Origin of the sequence: Duganella sp. CF402, assembly GCF_900109645.1 — a bacterium.
Classification (GTDB): domain Bacteria; phylum Pseudomonadota; class Gammaproteobacteria; order Burkholderiales; family Burkholderiaceae_D; genus Rugamonas.
Map to the genome: position 1 here is coordinate 3,436,956 of NZ_FOBG01000001.1, position 20,784 is coordinate 3,457,739.

The following is a 20,784-nucleotide window of genomic DNA, read 5'->3' on the forward strand; positions in this document are numbered from 1 at the left end:
CGCGATTATTGAGAACGTTTTTACGGGCCGCCCGCTACGCTGGATCCATCGCAACTACCGATGAACATCATGGACACTTGTTTACACGGCATCTGGGTGCCGCTGGTCACGCCGATGCTGCACGGCGAACTGGATCTGGCGCGCCTGCAGCGGCTGGCCGAGCGCGTGATCGACGACGGCGCCCACGGGCTGGTGGTGTGCGGCACCACCGGCGAGGCGCCGCAGCTGGACTTGTCCGAGCAGAGCGCGGCGCTGGCGGCGGTGCTGGAGGTGGCGCGCAAGCGCTGCCCGGTCTTGATGGGCATAGGCGGCAGCGATACCTTCGCCGCCGCCAGCCGGGTGCTGGAGTTTGATGACGCGGAACTGGCCGGCTATCTGGTGTCCACGCCGGCTTACGTGCGGCCGTCGCAGGAAGGTTTGCTGCGCCACTTCGAGACCATCGCCGGTGCCACCGGCCGCCCCATCGTGCTGTACAACGTGCCGGCGCGCACCGGTGTGCATCTTGAGCTGGCCACCGCGCGCAGGCTGGCGCAGCGGCCGCAGTTCGCCGCCATCAAGGAGGCCGGCGGCAGCCTGGGCCAGATCACCGCCCTGGTGCAGCAGACGCCGTTGTCGGTGCTGTGCGGCGACGATGTGCTGCTGTTCGCCGCGCTGTGCGGCGGCGCGCACGGGGCGATTTCGGCATCGGCGCATATCCGCACCGATTTGTATGTGCAGCTGTATGACCTGGTGCGCGCGCAGCGCCTGGCCGAGGCGCGCACGCTGGCGGCCGCGCTGCTGCCGATGATGCAGTTGCTGTTCTCCGAGCCGAATCCGGCGCCGCTGAAAGCCGCGCTGTCGATGCAAGGCTTGCTGCGCGATGAACTGCGCCTGCCAATGGTGGCCGCCACCACCGCCTGCAAGGGCCGGCTGGCAGCAGCGCTGGAAGCGCTCGACGCGCTGCCGGCCTACCGCGCCGCCCCGGCGGCTGCAGCGCCTGCGACGGCACATGGCGCGGCACGCTATTCGCTGGCTCACGCCGTGGTGGCCAAATGATCGTCGCCCTCACTGGTGTGGACGGCGACAGCGCCGTCGCCGATCTGGCCGAAGATCTGGCCATGCTGCGCGTGGCGGCCGGCAAGCGCGTACTGCTGGTGGCGCCGAATCCCGGCGCTTACGATGCGCAGCTGTACGACGATCTGGTGGTCAACGCCGCCCCGCAAGGTGCGCCCAAGGCCGATGCCGCGCTGGCGCGGGCGGGCGTGATTCTGGCGCTGCTGCGGCCGGAAGCGCTGGAACGGCAGGACGATTGCGCGCTGCTGCTGGCGCGCCTGCAACTGGCGCAGCGGGCCAATCCCGCTACCCGCGTGCTGGTGACGGTGGCGCATGGCCGCCGTCCGCTCACCGCGCATCAAGCGGGCAGCCTGCTGGTGTTTGTGGCCCAACTGCCGCACGCCCGCCTGGCCGACACGCTGGTGCTCGACGACAGCGCCAGCACCTACCACACGCGCCACAGCGAACTCGAACTGCCGGCCCACAAGCAGGAGCGCAAACTCTGCGCTCCAGAGGTCCGCCACCTCTACCGCGAAATTTTCCGCCCTGCCGGGAGGATATAGGGTGGGGGTCTTTTTTTTCGGCGTTTTACTAAAATTGCCTACTCCGTACTACCCACAACTAAATGCCGATATTCGGAACTAAAAGCGCGCATGCCCGCTCTAATACATATGCACCACAGATATTTTAGTAAACCATAGCGCGCTTTAGTAACGCTTAGCCGGAATTAGTAGCGCTTAGTAAAACGCCATTTTCGGAGACCCCCATCATGGGTACCTTCAGCTTTCCCTACCGCTTGCCGAATGAACTAATGGAGGAATTTGGCGCCTTTACCGGGCTGCACTGGTGCGGCTTGGAAATGGAAGCGCCCATTTGCGACGCCATTCGCGCCTATATGAAACCGCAGCCGGCGGCGCAGCTGCAACAGCAGGCCGTGACCGACACCGGTTATCAATGGAAGCAAGTCTTTCTGCCGGAAGGCACCCGGCTGCGCGCCAGCTTTGGCCGCACGCCGTATTTCGCCGTGGTGCAGGGCAGCGAAATCCGCAGCGGCGAGCAAACGCTGTCGCCGTCCGCCTTTGCCAACCTGAAGGGCAGCGGCAACCGCAACGCCTGGAAGGCCGTCTGGCTGCGTTTTCCGGGCAGCGAGCAATGGATACTGGCTGACACCTGCCGCGCGCAGCAAAAAACCCAGATCGCGCGCCTGTTTGGCGCCGCCGACCCGCAGCCAGCCGCCGCCGTGCCCGCAGCGCCGGCAAAACCGCCCGCCCGGCACAGCGCTGGCGCCTCAGGCCAAACCGTCAAGCGCAGCCGGAAAGGAAAGCGCCGCAAGCACGGCAAGCAGCACGGGCAGCACGCAGCAGCGCGCCGCCCCTCTTCCTAGAACACCTTGCTGATGGTCAGCTGCAGCGCGGTCTTGCCGAGGAATTTGCTGTTGGCGGCCGAGGTGTAGGCCGGCTCTTGCGCATTGGTGCCGATCACCGCCAGCGCGCCGGTCAGCACGCCGAAGTCCTTGCTCACGCCCAGCTTCCAGTCGGTATAGGACGCCGCATCGTTGTGCTTCACTTGCTGGCGGCCGGCATGCAGGTTGACAGTCCAGCCCTCGCCCGCATCGATATTGGCGCCGAGGTCCAGGTAGCCGCTGTTCTTGCTGTCGGCAAAGCCGAACAGATTGGTCACGGCGTGCGAATACTTCACATAGGCCGGGCCGTAGCCCAACTGGCCGTAGACCTCGGTGGTGTTGGCGCTGACCGGCAGCGCGTTGGACGCATACACATAGGTCAGCACGCCAACGTCATAGGACACCGCCTCGGCCACCTGCCCGCGCTTGCCGGCGTACAGGTCCAGCTCCACGCTGCCGTCGCCGCCCGCATCCTTGATCCAGGTGATGGTCGACGCCCACGCGCCCGCATACAGGCCGGTTGGATTATTCACATAATCCGCGCCGCCCTGCAAAGCCGGCTGCAAGCGCGTTTGCGAAATGCCGCGATAACGGTAGTCGCTGACCGCCGCCACGTTGAAGCTGACCGCGTTGTCCGGCACGGCGGCCGGCGCCGCCTCCTCGGCGTGAGCGGAAAACACAGCAGCCAGCGCCGCGACGAGTACAAACTTTTTCATAATAGTCCTATCAGTGGTTAAAAACTTCGCGGTACAGCGCGTCCATGTCGGCCGGCGCGGCGCCGCGAATGATGGTGCCGGCCAGCGTGGCCGACATCACCCGCGCCACGAAGGCGCGCACCGCGGCGCGCTCCTCGTCGCTGGGCGCGCCGTCCACGCCGACCAGTACAAACAGCACGCGCAAGCCCGGATTGAACATGCGCGCGGCATTGAGACGGGCAATCAGCTGGTACTGGCTGCCCAGATCGACCTGTCCCGGCGTCACCGGCACCACCGCAAGCCGCGCGGCGATCAGCGCGGCACGCGAATCGGCGGTGTCGCGGCCCTCGGTGTCGATCACGATGTCGTTGTAGCGGCTGCGCAGCAGTTCCAGCTGGTCCAGCAGCGCGCGGCCGGTAATGGCGCGCGCCGCCAGCTGCGGCTTGACGCCGGCCGCCGCCATCTCGCTGCACCACGCGCATGACGCCGCGCGCGGCGCGGTATCGAGCAACAGCACGCGCCGTCCGGCGCGCGCCCGCAGCAAGGCCAGGTTGTTGGCGACGATGGCCTGCCCGGCCACGCCGCACGCGCCGGCGATGGCGACGATCACGCCAGCCCCCGCGACGGCGCCGCCAGCGGCGTCATGCGGCCGAATTCGGCGCCCGGCAAGGCCCGCATCACCGCCACCATCACCTGCCCGGCCAGCGCGCGCGACAGGCACAGCCAGACCTTGGCCCGCTCGCCGTGGTCGCACGCTTGCACCCGCATGAATTGCATGGCGTCGCCGCAGGTGCGCACCACCAGCGCCCGCAGCTCGCCCAGCGCGGCCGCCTCCACGGTCAGCAGCATCAGGCAGGCGCGCGGCGCCGGTTTGGCGCGGCGCTGGGCGGCCTGGGTGTGGAAATAAGCGTGCATGACTAAGCTCCGGTTCAGCGTTTCGATACCGGAAAGCTTATCGGCCAACCCGTAAAAACGGTCTAAAAAGGCCTGCCTGCGTTGTAAACATCGTGTATAAATTGCGCGCTGCGCAATTTTTGCCGCGCAGCCTGCGCAGTTGAGGATAGAATACGCAAACAATGCATGAACTGTACATAAACCCAGTATCAAGAAAACAAGCTTGCTCGTATGGCCACTAAAAAACCCGTTTCCGACTACAGCGAATCATCCATCCGCGTCCTCAAGGGCCTGGAGCCCGTCAAGCAACGCCCGGGCATGTACACCCGCACCGAGAATCCGCTGCACATCATCCAGGAAGTGATCGACAATGCCGCCGACGAAGCGCTGGGCGGCAATTGCAGCACCATCGTCGTCACCCAGAACGCCGACGGCAGCATCACGGTCGAAGACGACGGCCGCGGCATCCCGGTCGGCCTGCACCCGGAAGAAGGCGTGCCGACGGTGGAAATCGTGTTTACGCGCCTGCACGCCGGCGGCAAATTCGACAAGGGCAGCGGCGGCGCCTACGCCTTCTCCGGCGGCCTGCACGGCGTCGGCGTATCGGTCACCAACGCGCTGTCCAAGCGCCTGGAGATCACGGTGTGGCGCAAGGAGCCCAACGGCACCGGCCTGCACCACCTGGTGTTTGAAAACGGCGACGTGGTCGAGCCGCTGACCTCCGTGGTGGCGCCGCGCGACGGCAAGAAGTCCGGCACCCGCGTCACCGCCTGGCCGGACGCCAAATATTTTGACTCCTCGGCCATCTCGCAGGTCGAGCTGCAACGCCTGCTGCGCTCCAAGGCGGTGCTGCTGCCGGGCGTGTCGGTCACGCTGAACAACGCCAAGACCGGCGAATCGCAGACCTGGCAGTACAAGGACGGCCTGCGCGGCTACCTGACCGAGGCGCTGGCGCAAGCGACCGACGGCGAGACCCTGATCCCGCTGTTCGAGGGCGAGCAGTTCGCCGGCCCCGACGCCGAAGGCTTCGCCGAGGGCGAAGGCGCGTCGTGGGTGGTGGCCTGGACCGAGCAAGGCGCCATCGTGCGCGAATCGTATGTCAACCTGATCCCCACGCCCAACGGCGGCACCCACGAATCGGGCCTGCGCGAGGGCCTGTACGGCGCGGTCAAGAACTTCGTCGAGATGCACTCGCTGCTGCCGAAAGGCGTCAAGCTGCTACCGGAGGACGTGTTCGCGCGCGCCTCGTTCGTGCTGTCGGCCAAGGTGCTCGACCCGCAGTTCCAGGGCCAGATCAAGGAACGCCTGAATTCGCGCGACGCCGTGCGGCTGGTGTCGAGCTTCTCCAAGCCGGCGCTGGAGCTGTGGCTCAACCACCACGTCGACTACGGCAAGAAGCTGGCCGAGCTGGTGATCAAGCAGGCGCAATCGCGCCTGCGCTCGGCGCAAAAAGTCGAGAAGAAGAAATCCTCGGGCGTGGCGGTCCTGCCGGGCAAGCTGACCGACTGCGAATCGAACGAGGCCGACCGCACCGAACTGTTCCTGGTCGAGGGCGACTCGGCCGGCGGCTCGGCCAAGATGGGCCGCGACAAGGAATTCCAGGCCATCCTGCCGCTGCGCGGCAAGGTGCTCAATTCGTGGGAGACCGACAAGGACCGCCTGTTCGCCAACAACGAGATCCACGACATCTCGGTGGCGATCGGCGTCGACCCGCACACCGTGCACGACACGCCCGACCTGTCGGGTCTGCGCTACGGCAAAATCTGCATCCTGTCCGATGCGGACGTCGACGGCTCGCACATCCAGGTGCTGCTGCTGACGCTGTTCTTCCGCCACTTCCCCGGCCTGATCGCCAACGGCAACATCTGCATCGCCCGTCCGCCGCTGTACCGCGTCGACGCGCCGGCGCGCGGCAAGAAGCCGATCCAGAAACTGTACGCGCTCGACGACGGCGAACTGGTGGCGATCGAGGACAAGCTGCGCAAGGACGGCCTGAAGGAAGGCGCCTGGTCGATCTCGCGCTTCAAGGGTCTGGGCGAGATGAACGCCGAGCAGCTGTGGGAAACCACCATGAATCCGGACACCCGCCGCCTGTTGCCGGTGTCGCTGGGCGGCTACGGCCACGGCGAATCGGCGGCGCGCTTCAATATGCTGATGGGGAAAGGCGAAGCGGCCGCGCGCCGCGCCTGGATCGAGGAACACGGCAACGAAGCTGAAGCCGATATTTGACGCACACCGTCATTCCGGCGCAGGCCGGAATCCATGCTGAGCCGGCCAAGACGCGCCGCATGGGTTCCGGCCTACGCCGGAACGACGAGGGACAGACAACACAAGCATACACACTATGACTCAAGCAAATCTCTTTGACGAACCGGCGCCGGAAGAAGTCCAGCCGGAGCCAGTCCAGGCGCCGCAAGTGGCGGCCATCGAAGCGCAGGCGGCGGAAGCCCTGACGGACGTTGCGGCGGAAACCGAGGCCACCGATGCAGCGGCCGATGCCGGCGGTGGCGACGACGGCAATGGCGGCAGCGGTGGCGGCGACGACGGCGGCGGCATGTTCGGCAACGGCGGCGGCGATGACGGCGGCGACTCGCTGACCCTGTCCACCTTCGCCGAACGCGCCTACCTCGACTACGCCATCTCGGTGGTCAAGGGCCGCGCCCTGCCCGACGTCTGCGACGGCCAGAAGCCGGTGCAGCGCCGCATCCTGTACGCGATGAACGAAATGGGCCTGAACAGCACCGCCAAGCCGCGCAAGTCGGCCACCGTGGTCGGCGACGTGCTCGGCAAGCTGCACCCGCACGGCGACCAGTCGGTGTACGACGCGATGGTGCGCATGGCGCAGGACTTCTCGCTGCGCTACCCGCTGATCGACGGCCAGGGCAACTTCGGCTCGCGCGACGGCGACGGCGCGGCGGCGATGCGCTACACCGAGGCGCGCCTGACGCCGATCGCCAAGGTGCTGCTGGACGAAATCAACCTCGGCACGGTCGACTTCCAGGCCAACTACGACGGCTCGACCGAAGAACCGTGCCTGCTGCCGGCGCGCCTGCCGATGGTGCTCTTGAACGGCGCCTCCGGCATCGCGGTCGGCCTGGCCACCGAAATCCCGTCGCACAACCTGGGCGAGGTGGCGCAGGCCGCCGTGGCCATGATCCGCAATCCGAAAATCTCGCACGCCGAGCTGATGGCGCTGGTGCCGGGCCCGGACTTCCCGGGCGGCGGCCAGATCATCACGCCGCCGTCGCAGATCGCCGACATGTACGCCACCGGCCGTGGCTCGATGAAGGTGCGCGCGCGCTGGAAGATCGAAGAACTGGCGCGCGGCCAGTGGCAGGCGGTGGTCACCGAACTGCCGCCGGGCACCTCGTCGCAGAAGGTGCTGGAAGAAATCGAAGAGCTGACCAATCCGAAGATCAAGCTGGGCAAGAAAGCCCTGTCGCCGGAACAGCTGGCGCTGAAATCGCTGATCCTGAATTCGCTGGATACGATACGCGACGAATCGGGCCGCGCGGCGCCGGTGCGCCTGGTGTTCGAGCCGAAATCGAAGAACCAGGACCAGACCGAATTCATGCTGATGATGCTGGCGCACACCTCGCTTGAATCGTCGGCCTCGATCAACCTGGTGATGATCGGCGGCGACGGCCGGCCGCGGCAAAAGGGATTGAGCGACATCCTGAGCGAGTGGATCACCTTCCGCTTCGCCACCGTCACGCGCCGCACGCAGTTCAAGCTGGGCAAGGTCGACGCCCGCATCCACATCCTGGAAGGGCGCCAGACCATCCTGCTGAATATCGATGAAGTGATCCACATCATCCGCAATTCGGACGAGCCGAAGGCGGCGCTGATCGAGCGCTTCAAGCTGTCGGAAATCCAGGCCGAAGACATCCTCGAGATCCGCCTGCGCCAGCTGGCGCGCCTGGAAGCGATCAAGATCGAACAGGAACTGGCCGAGCTGCGCAAGGAGCGCCAGATGCTGCAGGACCTGCTGGACAACCCATCGTCGATGAAGCGCGCCATCATCAAGGAAATCGAGAACGACGCCAAGACCTACGGCGATGCCCGCCGCACCCTGATCGAAGAAGCGCAAAAAGCCGTGGTCGAGCAGAAGGTGGTGGACGAACCGGTCACCGTGATCATCTCGGAGAAAGGCTGGATCCGCGCCCGCACCGGCATCGGCCACGACGCCACCCAGTTCACCTTCAAGGCCGGCGACGCGATCTACGGCGCGTTTGAATGCCGCACGGTCGACAACCTGCTGGCCTTTGGCAGCAACGGCAAAGTCTACTCGGTGCCGGTAGCGGCGCTGCCGAACGCGCGTGGCGACGGCGTGCCGGTCACCACCCTGATCGACCTGGCGCCGGGCGCGCGCGTGCTGCATTACTTTGCCGGCGCCGCCGCCACCCGCCTGCTGCTGGCCACCAGCGCCGGTTTCGGCTTCGAGACCAAGGCTGGCGACATGGTCAGCCGCATCAAGGGCGGCAAGTCGTTCATCACGCTCGACGACGGCGACGTGCCGCTGCCGCCGACCGTGATTCCGGACAGCGCCAGCGCAGTGGCGGTGCTGTCGTCGGGCGCGCGGGTGCTGGTGTTCGGCATGGACGAAATGAAGGTGCTGACCAACGGCGGCCGTGGCGTGATCCTGATGGAGCTGGCCGACAAGGAAACCCTGCTGGCGGCCAAGCCGATCAGCCAGAAAGGCGTGACCGTGTTCGGCACGGGGCGTGGCGGCAAGGCCCAGGAAGAGAAACTGTCGGCGTCGGCGCTGGCGGTCCACTTCGGCAAGCGCGCGCGCAAGGGCAAGGAACTGGCGACCAAGATCAAGCCGACCGGCCTGGTGCCGATCGTCTAACCCGCGTCGTCCCGGCGAAGGCCGGGACCCATAGAACGCGTGCGTCAACACAAAGCATGTGTTCTATGGATTCCGGCCTGCGCCGGAATGACGGTGCTTAGTGCTTGGCGGCGGCTTCTTTCACTTCGGCGTCGGTCTTGGCCTTGACGGCGGCGGTTTTGTTGGCGGCCAGCGCTTTGTCTTCGGTGGCGTCAACCGCCGCTTTGATGGCTTTGGCGTCAGCCTTCACGGTTTTCTTCTCGGCCTTTTCCTCGGCCTTGGCGATAGCCTTGTCGCCCTTGGCGGCGGCCTTGGCCTTGTCTTCAGGATCGGCCTTGGCGACCTTCTCGTTAGCCTTGGCAGCTTCCACCGCGACCTTGGCTTGCTGTTCCTCGTGCACCTTGTCGGCCTTGGCGATGGCCTTGTTGGCCTTCTTGTCGGCCTTGGCGTCGGCCTTCAGTTCCTTCTGTTCGGCCTTGGCCACGTCTTTGTTGGCCTCAGCTTGCGCTTTGGCGACGTCCGAGGTTTGGGCAAAAGCGGCGGTGGCGAACAGGCCTGCGATCAGGGTTGCAATGATTTTGTTCATGATGTGATCCCTTTCGGTGTGTTGTTTGAGTAAGTGAGACACAGCTTATTCCTCCAACGACACACCGACTGTACGCTAGCGTACTAAATCACCGTTTTGGCGCCGCGTACAAATCGATGATGGCGCTGATCGCATCGGCGCACACCGAGCAGAATTGCTCGCTGCGGTCGAACATGATGCACTGCATTTCAGGGCGATAGTAGCCGGTGGCTTCGTAGTTGGCGCCCTCGAACGCGCCCACCGTGTGGCGGTGCGGGTCGGCCGAGAACAAGGCCGTGCTTTGTTTGAGGTCGCGCGTGAACAAGGCGCTCATCTCGGACTCGGGGCGGTTGTTGGCGCGCAGCGCGGCGCGTTCCTGTTGATAGGCGCGCGACGCCGTCTCGTAGGTCGCTTTCGGCCACGGCGTCGGCAGCGGCGTGCCCTCCTTCACGAATTTCTTCCACTTGATATTGGCCGGGTCCTGCAGCGCGGTGGCGTTGGGCTCCCACGGTTCGCGGCGCTCGCCGCCGGTGGCGTAGGCCACCGGCGAGGTGTAGTACTCGTCGGCGAGGCCGGCAAAGTGGTGGCCGAATTCGTGCACGAACAGGTAGTTGGCCCAGTCGTTGTCGGCCGCCGCCGTGCTGAACTGGCCGAAGATGCCGCCGCCGCCGTAGGTCTCGTTGTTCACCAAGATCTCGATGAACTCATACGGCGCGTACTGCGCCAGCTCGCGCAAGGCGCGGTTGTCGGTGGTCAGCACATAACGCTCGCTGCCGAAGATGTCATAGCGGGTGCCCAGCGGCGACTCCTTGTGGACGCCGGTCGACGGCCGCGACACGCCCGATTCGCTGGTCGGCAGCGCGATGGCCCAGACGTTGAAATCCTTGGCGCGCTCCTTGAACGGCGAAGTGGCGAACAGGTGGTCGGCCAGGCGGCGTGCGGTGGCTTCGAACTTCTTCATATCGCGCCTGGTGTAGCCGTCGCCGACGATCAGCAGGTCGACCTTGTCCTCGGAGCGGCCGCTGACGCGGATGGCGATCGGCTTGACCGGCGCCGGCGGCTGCTTGCGGATCACATCCATCGCGTTCGGATCGACGTCGGCGCTCCATACCGGCACGAAGCGGTTGCCGTCGTCGCGCTTGAGGATGCGCACCTTGACCGGCTGCTCGGGACGCGGGAAGCGCACCGATTCCTGGAAGCCGCGATTGGCGTGGGCCGCTTCCTCGGTGCTGCGCCATTCGGCGAACACGGTGGAGAAGCCGCGCGAGTACAGCAGCTTGCCGGTTTTGGCGTCCGTTACTTCCACCAGGTTGTTGCCGCGATTGGTGGTGTCGATGGTCTGCGCCATGCTGCCGGGCCACGGCAGCGGCTCGACCACTACCCGCTCGACGGCGTAGTGCTCCTCTTTGGCGTTGCCGCTGTGGAGGTAGTCGAGGCGCATGGTGGCCGGCTGCGCGGCCAGCGCGGAGGCCGAGGCGCACAGCGCCAGCAAGGAGGTGAGGTAGCGGATCATGGGAGTCCTGGCGGTCAGTTGAAAACGTGACCGCCATTGTAATCCGGTGGCGGTGCCGCCGCGAGTGCGCCGCTTGGCTAGGTGCGCCACTTGCCGTTGCGGGCCGACGCGGCGACGGCGTCGGCCAGGCCGCTGATGCTCATGCCGTCGGCCAGTACCAGTCCGACCACGCGGGTCGGCTTGCGCGCAGCCACGGCGGCAGCCGCGCGGCCGCCCAGGTCGAAGCCGGCCAGCACCGCCTCGGGGATGTGCAGCGCGTCCATGAAGTCCAGCAGGTCCTGGCCGAGAACCGCTTGCTGATAGGCGCGCGGTGCGCTGGCGTCGGTGCCAGCATCGGAGACTGCGTCGAGCAGGCGCGTGCTGCCGTGGCCACGCAGGTAAGGCACCAGCACGCGGTAGCCTTGGCGTGCCAGGACAGGCGCGACTTCGGCGTAGCGCAGGATGTCGCCGGAAGCGCCGTGCAGCAGGATGATGGGATGGCCGTCGGCAGGACCGGCTTCGTGATAGCCGATGTCCAGCGTGTCGGTTTGCACCTGCTGCACCGGCAACGGCAGCAGCGGCTCTGCGCTCGCGATCAGCGGGGCGCCTACGATGGCGGCGGCGATGGCCGCGCCTCGCAGGAAGCGTCGGCGGTGATGGATCGTGTTGGTCATGGTGATGTCCTTTCGCAGATGGCGGTCACGCCGCCGAGATAATCAGTTCCGCTGCCAGCCAGCCGGCCAGCAGCTCGCCGGCTTTCGCCACGCCGTCCGCTTCGCCGCAGCGCGCGGCCAGCCAGTCGCATAGCGCGGCGAAGCTGCCGTCGGCCTGCAACTGCAACAGCGCCTCGTATTCCAGTGCATCGACCTGCTTCAGGTACGTGGTGTAGCCGCGCCGCCAGACCAGCAAGCCGCCCTGCTCCGTCAGCATTTCGCTTTCCGGCGGCGCGCGCTCATCCCACAGCGCCGACCACACCTGCTCCGCGTTGGTGAGCGCCGGCGCGCTGCGCAGCGACGGCGTCAATCGCAGCCGCGCCGTTTCCCAATCGACCTGCGCCAACGCTTCCAGCGCCAGCGGCGCGGCGTCGGCGGCCACGAAGGCCGCGCCCAGCGCGTGCTCGATCCACGCCACTTCCTGCACGTCGGGATTGTGCGGGTGCAGCGCGGCCAGTGTGTCCGCAAAACCGTCGGCATATGCGTCCAGCGTCCACGCGTGCGGCGGGTGCGCATCGATGTGCGTAATCGCCGCCGCCAGGAACAGCTCGTCGCCCAGCCACGCGTGCAGCTTGGGATAGCACGCCTTCAGACAGCCCACCAACTGCGCGCGGTAGTTGTTCTGGTAGACCGCCAGGCCGGCCATGATGCGCGCATGGCCGGCCTCCGCGTCCGCCGCGCCAGCCGAGCTAACGGCGCGTGCGGCGATATCGGGCGTGGCCGCCGTCAGCCATTGCTGGAAATCGCGCTGCAAGTCGGCCAGCATCATGCGGCCTCCCGCTGCGCGACCAGCGTACGATCCAGGGCATGCAAGGCGCCCAGCTGGCGCGCGATCGACAATTCGAACAGCAAGTCGTCCAGTGGCGGAATATGGTCATCGCGCTCGATCATGGTAGCGACCGGGCCGGTGCGCGCCATCACTTGCGCGTACAGCTGCCATACCGCCTCGCACACCGGGCTGTCGTGGGTATCGATCAGCAGGTCGGCGCCCTGGCTATGGCCGGCCAGGTGCACCTGGCGCACCGCTTCGTACGGTATGCCGTCGAGGAAATCGGCGGCGTTGAAGCCGTGATTGGTCGCGCTGACGTAGACGTTATTCACGTCCAGCAGCAAGCCGCAGCCGGTGCGCCGGCTCATCTCGCGCAGGAATTCCCACTCGCTCATGTCGGCGCCATCGAAGGCCAGGTAGCTCGATGGATTCTCGAACAGCATGGCGCGGCCCAATACCTCTTGCGCCTGATGGATGTTGGCGCACACCAGCGCCAGCGCTTCCTCGGTGTACGGCAGCGGCAGCAGGTCGTGCGAATTAAAGCCGCCCAGGCGCGACCAGCTCAGATGGTCGGACACGAACAGCGGCTCGATCTGGTCGACCAGCGCCTTCAGGCGCTTGAGGTAATCGGCGCGCAAGCTGTCGGCCGAGCCGATCGACATCGACACGCCGTGCAGCACCACCGGGTGGCGCTCGCGGATCTGGCGCAGGATGTGGCGCGGCTGGCCGCCGTCCACCATGAAGTTCTCGGAAATGACCTCGACAAAATCCACTGCCACCCGGTGTTCAAGGAAATCGCGGTAGTGCTCTTTGCGCAGGCCCAGTCCATAGCCTGAAAAGGGAGTGATATGCATCGCTGGCTCGCTGGTTGTTGGTAGAGGCCCGGCGCAAGCAATGGCCGGGCCGCGTGGGTTACTTCGGTTCGGTCAGGGTGCCGCCGGCGGCCAGGCAGGCGCTCTTGGTGCGTACCAGCACGCCCTCGCCCTTGCAGGTATTGAGGCCCTTGCAATCGTTCTTGGCGGTGGCGCACAGGCTGGTGCCCTTGCAGGTGTTGATGCCGTAGCAGCGGCCCAGCGGTTCCTTGGACGGTTCCTGTTTCTGGGTTTGCTCGGCGGCGTGGGCGTTGCCCAGGGCGGCCAGTGCCAGCAAGGCGGAAGCGGCGGCGAGGCTGAGGCGGGAATTGCTGTTCATGGTGTTACTCCTTCAGGTTATTGCGCGTTATGCGCGGCGGTCAAAATAACGTCGGCGACTTTCTCGGGCTGCGAGATGTAGACCAGGTGGCTGGCCTTGATCTCGGTGACCTTGGCGCCGGCGCGCTGGTACATCCAGCGTTGCAGATCAGGGCTGAGCGCGCGGTCCTCGGTCGAGACGATGGCGTAGCTAGGCTTGCTGCGCCATGCGGCCGACCAGACCTGGGTGCTGAACGTGGCGGTGGTGGCCGGCACTTGCGAGGCGGCCAGGAAGTTGGTGCGGTTCTCGGCCACGTCGGCGCCGAAGTCGGCGTGGAATTTGGCGCGGTCGAAGAACAGGTGGCCGTCCTGGGTGGCGATCACCGAATCGCTCGGCGACGGCATCGAGCCCAGTACCTGCGCCAGGCTTTCGCCGACATCGGGCAGCAGCGCGGAGACGTAGACCAAGGCCTTCACCTTGTCGCGCGCGCCGGCGGCCGAGATGATGGCGCCGCCCGAGCTGTGGCCGACCAGGATCACCGGGCCGACCTGCTGGTCGAGGATTTCGCGGGCGGCGGCAACGTCGTCGTCAAAGCTGGTGTGCGGCTGGTTGGCGATGCTGACGTGGTAGCCGGCGTGGTACAGGATGTCGAACACCACGCGCCAGCCGGAACCGTCGACAAAGGAGCCGGGGACGATGACGATGTTTTTGGCGCCGTCCGTGGCCGGGGCGGCGGCGGCAGCTTGCGCCGGCATCAGGCCGACGCCGGCCACCAGCAGCGTGGCGCCTATCGCGGCCGCCTTCAAGGCGAGCACGGTGCGCATTATTTCTTCTCCTTCGGCGTCAGCGAGCCGTAGCCCTTCGGCGTCTTGATCTTGGTGCAGGTGCCCTTCTCGACCAGGGTCCAGGCGTCGCCCTGGTAGTCGACGGTGGCGGTGCCGGCGCAGCTGGTGCCGGCGCCGGCGGCGCAGTCGTTGTGGCCGGCCTTGCTCACGCCGTAGCATTTTTCGGTGGCCGGCTTGGGCGCGTCGGCGGCGCTGGCGCCCAGTGCGGTCAGGCTCAGGGCCAGCGCGGCGGCCAGCGAGGTGCGGGGGATGATGGTCATGGTGTTTCCTTTCAGTTCAGGTGGTGGGAGTGATGGGATGAAAAGCGCACTCGATAACATCGCATGCGACAAACTACTTAAACAGGACGCGGTCGAGCGACCAGGCGCCGCCGCCCTGGGCGATCAGCGGCAGCAGCACGGCAGTCCACAGCAAGTGGGTCGGCCAGGCGGCGGGATAGACCAAGATTTCAATCACCGCCGTCATGCCCAGCAGCGCCAGCGCGGACAGGCGGGTGCACAGGCCCAGCACCAGCAGCAGCGGGAACAGGTGCTCGGCGTAGGCGGCGGCCGGCGCGGCGATCTCGGGCGGGATCAGCGGCAGCGCGTACTCGCTGCGGAACAATTCGTAGGTGAACGGCTTGATGGTCAGCAGGCCTTGCACCTTGGTGCGGCCGGACAGGAAGAACACGGCGGCGATGCCGACCCGCGCCAGCAGCAGTTGCAGGGCGGGTGGCAGCAGGGCCGGCAGGCGGGCGCGCAGCGGCGCGGTGAGTTGGTGCATGGGTGGCTCCGGGTTATTAATCGCATCCGTTTTCATCGGACGAGACGAATAATAAAACACGGTCGCCGCCGAAGTCAATCGCATTTGATTGAATCGGGCGCGAATTAATTATTTCTTATTGGGTGGTGAGCGACTGGCCGATGTCGAGTGGCCGGATGTCGAGCCGCATGCGCAGGATGGAGTAGCTGTGCGGCGCGGCCGAAGCGTAGCCGACGCTGTCGCGCGTTTTGCTGAGCGTGAACTGGAAGCCCAGCTCCGGCAGCGGCGTGTTGCGGCCGCTGGTGGCGATGCCGATCGCTTCGCTGCGGCGGTTGTTCATCAAGTTCTCCATCAGCTCCACCAGCGCGCCGCGCCCGAGGATGTCGGGCGAGAACACCGGGTCGGCCACCAGGTCGCGCCGCGCCGTCAGTTTGCCGCCGGCCTTGGCCGAGGACGGCGTGAAGGTGTGCGTGGCCAGGTCGTACAGATCGCCGCGATCGAGATAGCTGATCACCGCGTTGGAGACGTTGAAGCCGGCGCGGGCGGCGTCGGTGGTGGCGCGCGTCAGGTCGACCAGCAGCGCGCCCTTGCTGCCGACGATTTCCACCCGGCGATTCGGGTCCACCACCATCGCGGTGTTTTCGTCGATGCCGAGGCCGTACTTGTAGCCTTTCTTGAGCATGGCCGGGATCATGCGCGCGAAGCGGCCGCGCACCAGGAAGTGCTGGTCGACGAACACGTCGTCGCCGATGAAGCCGAGGCCGGGCGCGATCTCCTGCCCTTCGGTGACGCCGCCGCGCAGGGTGGCAAACACGGTCTTGGGCGCGTAGAACATGGTGCTGCTCATGACGGCCGCGCCGGCGCTGTTGCCGGCCACCACGCCGCCGCGCCGGTAGACGTCCCACACCGCATCCAGCACCGCGCTGCGCGTGCCGTCCTCGCGCACCAGCGCTTGCGTGATGCGGGCCTGGTCGCCGCCGGAGAAGAACACGCCGCCGGCGCCGCGCACGGCGTCGGCCAGCAGCGGGTCCTCGGCGGCCTGGCGGTAGTCGCTGTCGGCCAGCTTGACGGCCAATGGGATCTGGAAGGCGTCGGCGCCGTAGCGCTTGAGGTAGTCGACGATGGCTTGCGCCACCGGCGCCGGGTCGGCGGCGGCCGAGGCAAACACCGCGATGCGCGCGCCCGGGCCGCCGGCCAGCGCGACGATGCGCTGCCAGACGGCGTCGTTGTCGGGCTTGAGGCCGCCGCCGATGATGACCAGCGAGCCCTTGGCCGCAGCGGGCACGTCGCCGGCCATCGCGCCCAGCGGCATGGCCAGCATCAGGGCGGCGTGGAACAGGAATTTGATCGCCATGCGCATACACGCTCCAAAGAAAATGGGACGGGGCCCGCCGGTGAGCGCGGGCGCCGTCCCATTAATATACCTGAATGCGCGCTAGCGGTAGCGGTACAGCGGCTGCGCCAGCTGGATCGGCCGGATGTCCATGCGCAGCTTGAGCACCGAGTAGGCCTCCACCTCGGTCGAGCTGTAGCCGACGCTGTTGATGGTCTTGGAAAAACGGAACTCGAAACCCAGTTCCGGGTTGAAGTCGCGCGGGTTGCCGAAGGCGATGCCGATGGCTTCCTGCTGGGCGTTGTCGATCAGGTTGACCATCAAATCGAGCACCGCGTTGTTGCCCAAAATGTCGTTGGTGTAGACCGGCTCGCGGGTGTCGGGCTGGTTCGGGTCGAGCTTGTTGTCGGCCTTGTCCGGCGACGGCGTGAATTCGCGCGTGACCAGGTTGAACTTGTCGCCGCGATCGAGATAGCTGATGGTCGCATTCGAAATATTGAAGCCCTTGATGCCGCGGTCGGTCACCGCCGCCGACAAGTCCAGCAGCAGCGCGCCGCTGTAGCCGATGATTTCCACCTCGCGCTTGGCGTTCACCACCATCGCGGTGTTTTCATCGATGCCCAGGCCCATTTGGTAGCCCTTCTTCAGCATCACCGGGATCATGCGCGCGAAGCGGCCGCGCACCAGCAGGTGCTGGTCGACAAACACGTCGTCGCCGATGAAGCCGAGGCCGGCCGAAATCTCGTGGCCGTCGTTGACGCCCTGCTTGAGCATGTCCAGCGTCGACTTGGCGTCGTAGAACATGGTGGTGCTCATGATGGCGGCGCCGGCGCTGGAGCCGGCGATCACGCCGCCGTCGCGGTACACGTCCCACACCGCGTCCAGCGCCGCCGTGTGGCTGCCGTCCGGGCGCACCAGCGCGCGCGAGATGCGCGCCTGGTCGCCGCCGGTGAAGTAAATCCCGGTGGCCGAGTGGATCATGGCCACGGTTTCCGGGTCTTCGGCCGCCTTGCGGTAGTCGCTATTGGGCCAGGTCACGCCGAGCGGGATGGCAAACGCCTGGGCGCCGTACTGATTGAGCTTGTTGACGGTGGCCTGGGCGGCCGCTTCCGGGTTGATCGAGGCCGAGCCGAACACGCCGATGCGCGCGCCCTTGCCGCCGGCCAGCTGGACGATGCGCTGCCACACCTCGGCATTCTCGGTGCGCAGGCCGCCGCCGATGATGACCAGGTTGCCTGCCGGCGGCGCCAGCACCGGCTTGGGCGGCGGCACCGCCTTGGCCGGCTTGCTGCTCTTGCCCGGCACCTGCACCTTGGGCACGGCCACCGGCGTGGTGGTGGTGGCGGCCGCGTGCGCGGCGCCCCCCCACACCAGCAGCCACAGCATGCACCAGCGCATGCACAGCTGTGGCAGCGTCAAACCCGTTACTTTCATGTTCCCCTTCCGATCCCGTCCAGTGCTAGATGATACCAAGCAATTGCTTAAAAACGCATTACTTGAATGCGTAATTTACACTGGCGTAGAAGCGGCGGCCGCGGACGTCGGCATAGGTCGGGTCGTAGCCGGAGATGAAGTGGTAGGCCTGGTTGGAAAACGGCGGCGCGGTGTCGAACAGGTTCTGGATGCCGGCGCGCAGCTTGAGCGGCTTGCTCACCTGCCACGACGCGCTCAGGTCCCACAGCGAGTACGATTTCACGCGGTTGCGCGCCACCACGCTGCCGTCGTCGAGGTTGATGGCCGAGTTCTGGTCTTCATAGCCGCTCAGGAAGGTGTTGGCCAGGGTGGCGGCGTAGGGGCCGTAGTCCCAGTCCAGCGTGATGCTGTGGCGCCAGCGCTGCACCACGCCGTCGGTGACGTAGCGGCCCAGGTTGCTGACGAAGGGGCCGTCGTTCTCGTTCTGCAGCTTGGAGTCCAGCACATAGGTGCCCGACAGGCGGCCGCCGAAATTGCCGAGGAAGGTCTTGACGCCCTTGTAGTCGATGGTCAGGTCGAGCCCGGCCGCCTTCTGGGCGCCGCGGTTTTCCTTGTACAGGTCGATGTACTCGATGTACTGGTCCTCGTCGCGGTGGATCAGGTCGGCGTACTTGGTGGTGTTGGCCAGCAGCACGTCGTCGCCGATCTCGGCGATCAGGTCGGTGCGCTTGATGTTCCAGTAGTCGAGCGACAGCATCACCTGCTTGCTCGGCTGCAGCACCAGGCCGGCCGAGAACTGGCGGCTGCGCTCGGGCTTGAGGTTGGGGTTGGCGTGGCGGTGGGTGGTCCAGTTGTCGGCGCAGGAGGCGTAGTCGTAGTCGACCGTGGCGCAGTAGACCGGGTCGGGCAGCGTGGCGGTGCCGCTTTCCTGGGTCGGGCGGTACAGGTCGGTCATGGACGGCGCCCGGAAGCCGCGCCCGGCCGAGGCGCGCAGCAGGATGGTCGGCGCGGCCATGTAGCTGAGGCCGATTTTCGGGCTGGCGGCGCCGCCGACCACCTGGTAGTGGTCGTAACGCGCCGACAGCTGGGCCTCGAACTGCTTGGTGAGCGGCAGCAGCAGTTCGCCGTACACCGCCTTGATGTTGCGCGCATAGCTGGTGGCGCCGTCGCCGTCGGACCACTCGTCGTTGTTGATGTTGCCGCTCATCAGCAGCGCCGACGGGGTGTAGGTGGTCTTCTCGCGGCGCAGCTCGCCGCCGACGGCCAGCGCGGCGTCGCCGCCGGCCAGCGCGCCGAGCGCGTGCGAGAGCTTGAAGTCGAGCGAGTCCATCGTGCCGCGCGCGTGGCGCACCTCGTCGTTGACCTGGATGCTGTCCAGCAGGTCGCGGCCGGCCTGGCTCGACGGACCGAACGGGTTGATCAGGCCGGAGGCGATGCCCTCGATCAGCTTGTCCTTGAGCACGTAGCCGTGGGTGTCGCGGTCGCGCACCACGTTGACGCTGTGGTTGAAGCCGACGTCGTAGTCCCAGCCGTTGTGGCTGCCGGTCCAGCCGAGCACGTAGCGCTGGCTTTCGCTGGTCAGCTCCGAAGTGCGGCGGCCGGCCTCGCTCACGCGCATGCGCAGCAGCAGCTCGCTGTCGCCGACCGCGTCGTCCGAGCCGAGGTCGTATTTGGCCAGCGCCGGCACCATGCTGGCGTCGATGGTGGCGCCGTTGATGCGGGTGCTCGAGGCCACGTACCAGGTCTTGCTGCGGCTCAGCGCCACCTCGGCATACAGCTGGTTTTCCGGGTTCAGCTGCAGCACCCCGCGGCTCAGGAAGTTGGCCTTCTCGGCTTTCGGGTACAGCTCGGTGTCGCCCATGTAGTTGTAGGTGCAGCCATTGATGCCGCCGGTGCCGGTAGGCAGGTAGACATTGGCCGGGCCGTTGCAGGTCGGAATGGACAGATTGAAGGTGTTGCTGGCCAGCGGTTTGCCGTTGAGCAGGAAGCCATGATCGTTCAGGTATTCGCGCTGGTCGGTGCTGATGCGGATATTGGCCGGCGAGGTAAAGCCCGACAGCAGGTGCGGCAGGCGCTCGGTGATGTGCAGGTCGTCGATGAAGCTGCGCTGCGAGGTCGACAGCGCGTCGGTGCGCTGGAAGTCGGCCACCGCAAAGATATTGAAGCCGTCCTTGACCAGGTCGCCGTGGCCGGCGGTAATGGTGGCGGTGCGCTTGCCGGCGCCGCCTTCCTTGGTCTTCAGGCCGTAGGCGTTCAGCTCCACGCCCTGGAAGTCCTTGCGCGTGATGAAGTTGATCACGCCGCCGATGGCGTCGGTGCCGTACAGCGCCGAGGCGCCGTCCAGCAGCACTTCGACGCGGGCGATGGCGGCCGCCGGAATGTTGTTGAGGTCGACGCCGGTGTCGTCGCCGGGCGAGGCGAAGTTGGCCATGCGGCGGCCGTTCAGCAGCACCAGGGTGGACGAGGTGCCGATGCCGCGCAGGTTGGCGCTGTTGAAGCCGCGCTGGTCCTTGCCGTCGGTGATCGAGACGCTGTCGGTCAGGCCGCCGACGTTGGCCGACAGCCGCGCCAGGATTTCGCTGGCGGTGGTGACGCCGACCTTGTCGATCTCGTCGCGCGTGATCACCTGCACCGGCAGTGCGGTTTCCGATTCGATGCGCTTGATGGCCGAGCCGGTGATTTCCACCCGTGGCAGCGGCGCGGCGGCCGGCGCCGGCGCCTCCTGCGCCACCGCATTGCCGATCAGGCCGCTCACTGCGCCCACGCCCAGCGCCAGCCGCACGGCGCGCGTCATCATGGTGTTCCGCATATTCTCTCCCTGTTGATCGATATGTAAATAATTCATTTAAACTAACTGTACGCACATGTAGCCAAAAACTCAAGGCAACG

At 66.4% G+C, this 20,784-nt stretch carries 20 protein-coding genes; 5 read left to right on the top strand and 15 right to left on the bottom strand.

Annotated elements, in window-relative coordinates; genetic code table 11:
- The first annotated feature begins 69 nt into the window (after positions 1-69).
- The 3 genes from dapA (at position 70) to BMZ70_RS15445 (ending at position 2,416) form a co-directional block, all read left to right on the top strand.
- Entirely contained in the window at positions 70-1,035 is a 966-nt protein-coding gene (gene dapA, locus BMZ70_RS15435; protein WP_092277886.1) for a 4-hydroxy-tetrahydrodipicolinate synthase, read from the top strand.
- Positions 1,032-1,595 (top strand): hypothetical protein, encoded by a 564-nt coding sequence (locus BMZ70_RS15440; RefSeq protein ID WP_092275962.1) that lies wholly within the window; start codon positions 1,032-1,034, stop codon positions 1,593-1,595. The genes dapA and BMZ70_RS15440 overlap by 4 nt, the downstream gene beginning before the upstream one ends.
- Positions 1,596-1,801: 206 nt before the next feature.
- The gene (locus BMZ70_RS15445; RefSeq protein WP_092275965.1) at positions 1,802-2,416 is read left to right on the top strand and encodes a hypothetical protein; all 615 of its coding nucleotides are present in this window, start codon (positions 1,802-1,804) and stop codon (positions 2,414-2,416) included.
- Here BMZ70_RS15445 and BMZ70_RS15450 read toward each other — a convergent pair.
- The 3 genes from BMZ70_RS15450 to BMZ70_RS15460 are packed head-to-tail and all read right to left on the bottom strand — an operon-like array spanning position 2,413 to position 4,044.
- Positions 2,413-3,150, bottom strand: coding sequence for a TorF family putative porin (locus BMZ70_RS15450; RefSeq protein ID WP_092275968.1), 738 nt, complete (start codon positions 3,148-3,150; stop codon positions 2,413-2,415). The two genes, BMZ70_RS15445 and BMZ70_RS15450, sit on opposite strands and share 4 nt — an antisense overlap.
- 10 nt (positions 3,151-3,160) lie before the next feature.
- The gene (locus BMZ70_RS15455) at positions 3,161-3,739 is read right to left on the bottom strand and encodes a P-loop NTPase family protein (protein ID WP_092275971.1); all 579 of its coding nucleotides are present in this window, start codon (positions 3,737-3,739) and stop codon (positions 3,161-3,163) included.
- Positions 3,736-4,044, bottom strand: coding sequence for a hypothetical protein (locus BMZ70_RS15460; protein ID WP_092275974.1), 309 nt, complete (start codon positions 4,042-4,044; stop codon positions 3,736-3,738). Before BMZ70_RS15460 ends, BMZ70_RS15455 begins: the two co-directional genes overlap by 4 nt.
- A gap of 210 nt (positions 4,045-4,254) precedes the next feature.
- On the opposite strand from BMZ70_RS15460, the gene BMZ70_RS15465 reads away from it, so the two are divergent.
- Positions 4,255-6,252, top strand: coding sequence for a DNA topoisomerase IV subunit B (locus BMZ70_RS15465; protein ID WP_092275977.1), 1,998 nt, complete (start codon positions 4,255-4,257; stop codon positions 6,250-6,252).
- A gap of 325 nt (positions 6,253-6,577) precedes the next feature.
- Positions 6,578-8,875: a DNA topoisomerase IV subunit A gene (gene parC / locus BMZ70_RS15470; protein WP_092277888.1), complete on the top strand. Its 2,298-nt coding sequence runs from the start codon at positions 6,578-6,580 to the stop codon at positions 8,873-8,875.
- Positions 8,876-8,972: 97 nt separating this feature from the next.
- On the opposite strand, the gene BMZ70_RS15475 is transcribed toward parC, so the two are convergent.
- The 12 genes from BMZ70_RS15475 to BMZ70_RS15530 all read right to left on the bottom strand — a co-directional run bounded on the left by BMZ70_RS15475 (position 8,973) and on the right by BMZ70_RS15530 (position 20,704).
- Positions 8,973-9,440 carry a hypothetical protein gene (locus BMZ70_RS15475; protein ID WP_092275980.1) on the bottom strand — a complete coding sequence of 156 codons (468 nt, stop codon included), beginning with the start codon at positions 9,438-9,440 and terminating at the stop codon, positions 8,973-8,975.
- 88 nt (positions 9,441-9,528) lie between these two features.
- Positions 9,529-10,932 (bottom strand): IgA Peptidase M64, encoded by a 1,404-nt coding sequence (locus BMZ70_RS15480; protein ID WP_092275983.1) that lies wholly within the window; start codon positions 10,930-10,932, stop codon positions 9,529-9,531.
- 77 nt (positions 10,933-11,009) lie between these two features.
- Complete coding sequence (locus BMZ70_RS15485) at positions 11,010-11,585, bottom strand: alpha/beta fold hydrolase (protein WP_130300762.1); 576 nt, start codon at positions 11,583-11,585, stop codon at positions 11,010-11,012.
- 25 nt (positions 11,586-11,610) lie between these two features.
- Positions 11,611-12,393, bottom strand: coding sequence for an HvfC/BufC N-terminal domain-containing protein (locus BMZ70_RS15490; RefSeq protein WP_092275985.1), 783 nt, complete (start codon positions 12,391-12,393; stop codon positions 11,611-11,613).
- The gene (locus BMZ70_RS15495) at positions 12,390-13,247 is read right to left on the bottom strand and encodes an MNIO family bufferin maturase (protein ID WP_092275988.1); all 858 of its coding nucleotides are present in this window, start codon (positions 13,245-13,247) and stop codon (positions 12,390-12,392) included. Before BMZ70_RS15495 ends, BMZ70_RS15490 begins: the two co-directional genes overlap by 4 nt.
- Before the next feature lie 58 nt (positions 13,248-13,305).
- Positions 13,306-13,584: a BufA2 family periplasmic bufferin-type metallophore gene (locus BMZ70_RS15500; RefSeq protein WP_092275991.1), complete on the bottom strand. Its 279-nt coding sequence runs from the start codon at positions 13,582-13,584 to the stop codon at positions 13,306-13,308.
- A 17-nt stretch (positions 13,585-13,601) separates the two neighbouring features.
- Entirely contained in the window at positions 13,602-14,387 is a 786-nt protein-coding gene (locus BMZ70_RS15505; protein ID WP_092275994.1) for an alpha/beta fold hydrolase, read from the bottom strand.
- On the bottom strand, positions 14,387-14,668 hold the full coding sequence (locus BMZ70_RS15510; protein WP_092275997.1) for a BufA1 family periplasmic bufferin-type metallophore: 282 nt from the start codon (positions 14,666-14,668) through the stop codon (positions 14,387-14,389). Before BMZ70_RS15510 ends, BMZ70_RS15505 begins: the two co-directional genes overlap by 1 nt.
- Before the next feature lie 73 nt (positions 14,669-14,741).
- Positions 14,742-15,170 (bottom strand): DoxX family membrane protein, encoded by a 429-nt coding sequence (locus BMZ70_RS15515; protein ID WP_092276000.1) that lies wholly within the window; start codon positions 15,168-15,170, stop codon positions 14,742-14,744.
- A gap of 115 nt (positions 15,171-15,285) precedes the next feature.
- Complete coding sequence (locus BMZ70_RS15520; RefSeq protein ID WP_092276004.1) at positions 15,286-16,509, bottom strand: cyanophycinase; 1,224 nt, start codon at positions 16,507-16,509, stop codon at positions 15,286-15,288.
- Positions 16,510-16,584: 75 nt separating this feature from the next.
- Positions 16,585-17,916 (bottom strand): cyanophycinase, encoded by a 1,332-nt coding sequence (locus BMZ70_RS15525; protein ID WP_092276007.1) that lies wholly within the window; start codon positions 17,914-17,916, stop codon positions 16,585-16,587.
- A gap of 58 nt (positions 17,917-17,974) precedes the next feature.
- Positions 17,975-20,704 (bottom strand): TonB-dependent receptor, encoded by a 2,730-nt coding sequence (locus tag BMZ70_RS15530; protein WP_092276010.1) that lies wholly within the window; start codon positions 20,702-20,704, stop codon positions 17,975-17,977.
- Between the last annotated feature and the right edge of the window lie 80 nt (positions 20,705-20,784).

Coding starts and splice junctions, on each gene's coding strand:
- dapA (WP_092277886.1), top strand. CDS start 70: ATGGACACTTGTTTACACGGCATCTGGGTGCCGCTGGTCACGCCGATG.
- BMZ70_RS15440 (WP_092275962.1), top strand. CDS start 1,032: ATGATCGTCGCCCTCACTGGTGTGGACGGCGACAGCGCCGTCGCCGAT.
- BMZ70_RS15445 (WP_092275965.1), top strand. CDS start 1,802: ATGGGTACCTTCAGCTTTCCCTACCGCTTGCCGAATGAACTAATGGAG.
- BMZ70_RS15450 (WP_092275968.1), bottom strand. CDS start 3,150: ATGAAAAAGTTTGTACTCGTCGCGGCGCTGGCTGCTGTGTTTTCCGCT.
- BMZ70_RS15460 (WP_092275974.1), bottom strand. CDS start 4,044: ATGCACGCTTATTTCCACACCCAGGCCGCCCAGCGCCGCGCCAAACCG.
- BMZ70_RS15465 (WP_092275977.1), top strand. CDS start 4,255: ATGGCCACTAAAAAACCCGTTTCCGACTACAGCGAATCATCCATCCGC.
- parC (WP_092277888.1), top strand. CDS start 6,578: ATGTTCGGCAACGGCGGCGGCGATGACGGCGGCGACTCGCTGACCCTG.
- BMZ70_RS15475 (WP_092275980.1), bottom strand. CDS start 9,440: ATGAACAAAATCATTGCAACCCTGATCGCAGGCCTGTTCGCCACCGCC.
- BMZ70_RS15480 (WP_092275983.1), bottom strand. CDS start 10,932: ATGATCCGCTACCTCACCTCCTTGCTGGCGCTGTGCGCCTCGGCCTCC.
- BMZ70_RS15485 (WP_130300762.1), bottom strand. CDS start 11,585: ATGACCAACACGATCCATCACCGCCGACGCTTCCTGCGAGGCGCGGCC.
- BMZ70_RS15490 (WP_092275985.1), bottom strand. CDS start 12,393: ATGATGCTGGCCGACTTGCAGCGCGATTTCCAGCAATGGCTGACGGCG.
- BMZ70_RS15495 (WP_092275988.1), bottom strand. CDS start 13,247: ATGCATATCACTCCCTTTTCAGGCTATGGACTGGGCCTGCGCAAAGAG.
- BMZ70_RS15500 (WP_092275991.1), bottom strand. CDS start 13,584: ATGAACAGCAATTCCCGCCTCAGCCTCGCCGCCGCTTCCGCCTTGCTG.
- BMZ70_RS15505 (WP_092275994.1), bottom strand. CDS start 14,387: ATGCGCACCGTGCTCGCCTTGAAGGCGGCCGCGATAGGCGCCACGCTG.
- BMZ70_RS15510 (WP_092275997.1), bottom strand. CDS start 14,668: ATGACCATCATCCCCCGCACCTCGCTGGCCGCCGCGCTGGCCCTGAGC.
- BMZ70_RS15515 (WP_092276000.1), bottom strand. CDS start 15,170: ATGCACCAACTCACCGCGCCGCTGCGCGCCCGCCTGCCGGCCCTGCTG.
- BMZ70_RS15520 (WP_092276004.1), bottom strand. CDS start 16,509: ATGCGCATGGCGATCAAATTCCTGTTCCACGCCGCCCTGATGCTGGCC.
- BMZ70_RS15525 (WP_092276007.1), bottom strand. CDS start 17,916: ATGAAAGTAACGGGTTTGACGCTGCCACAGCTGTGCATGCGCTGGTGC.
- BMZ70_RS15530 (WP_092276010.1), bottom strand. CDS start 20,704: ATGCGGAACACCATGATGACGCGCGCCGTGCGGCTGGCGCTGGGCGTG.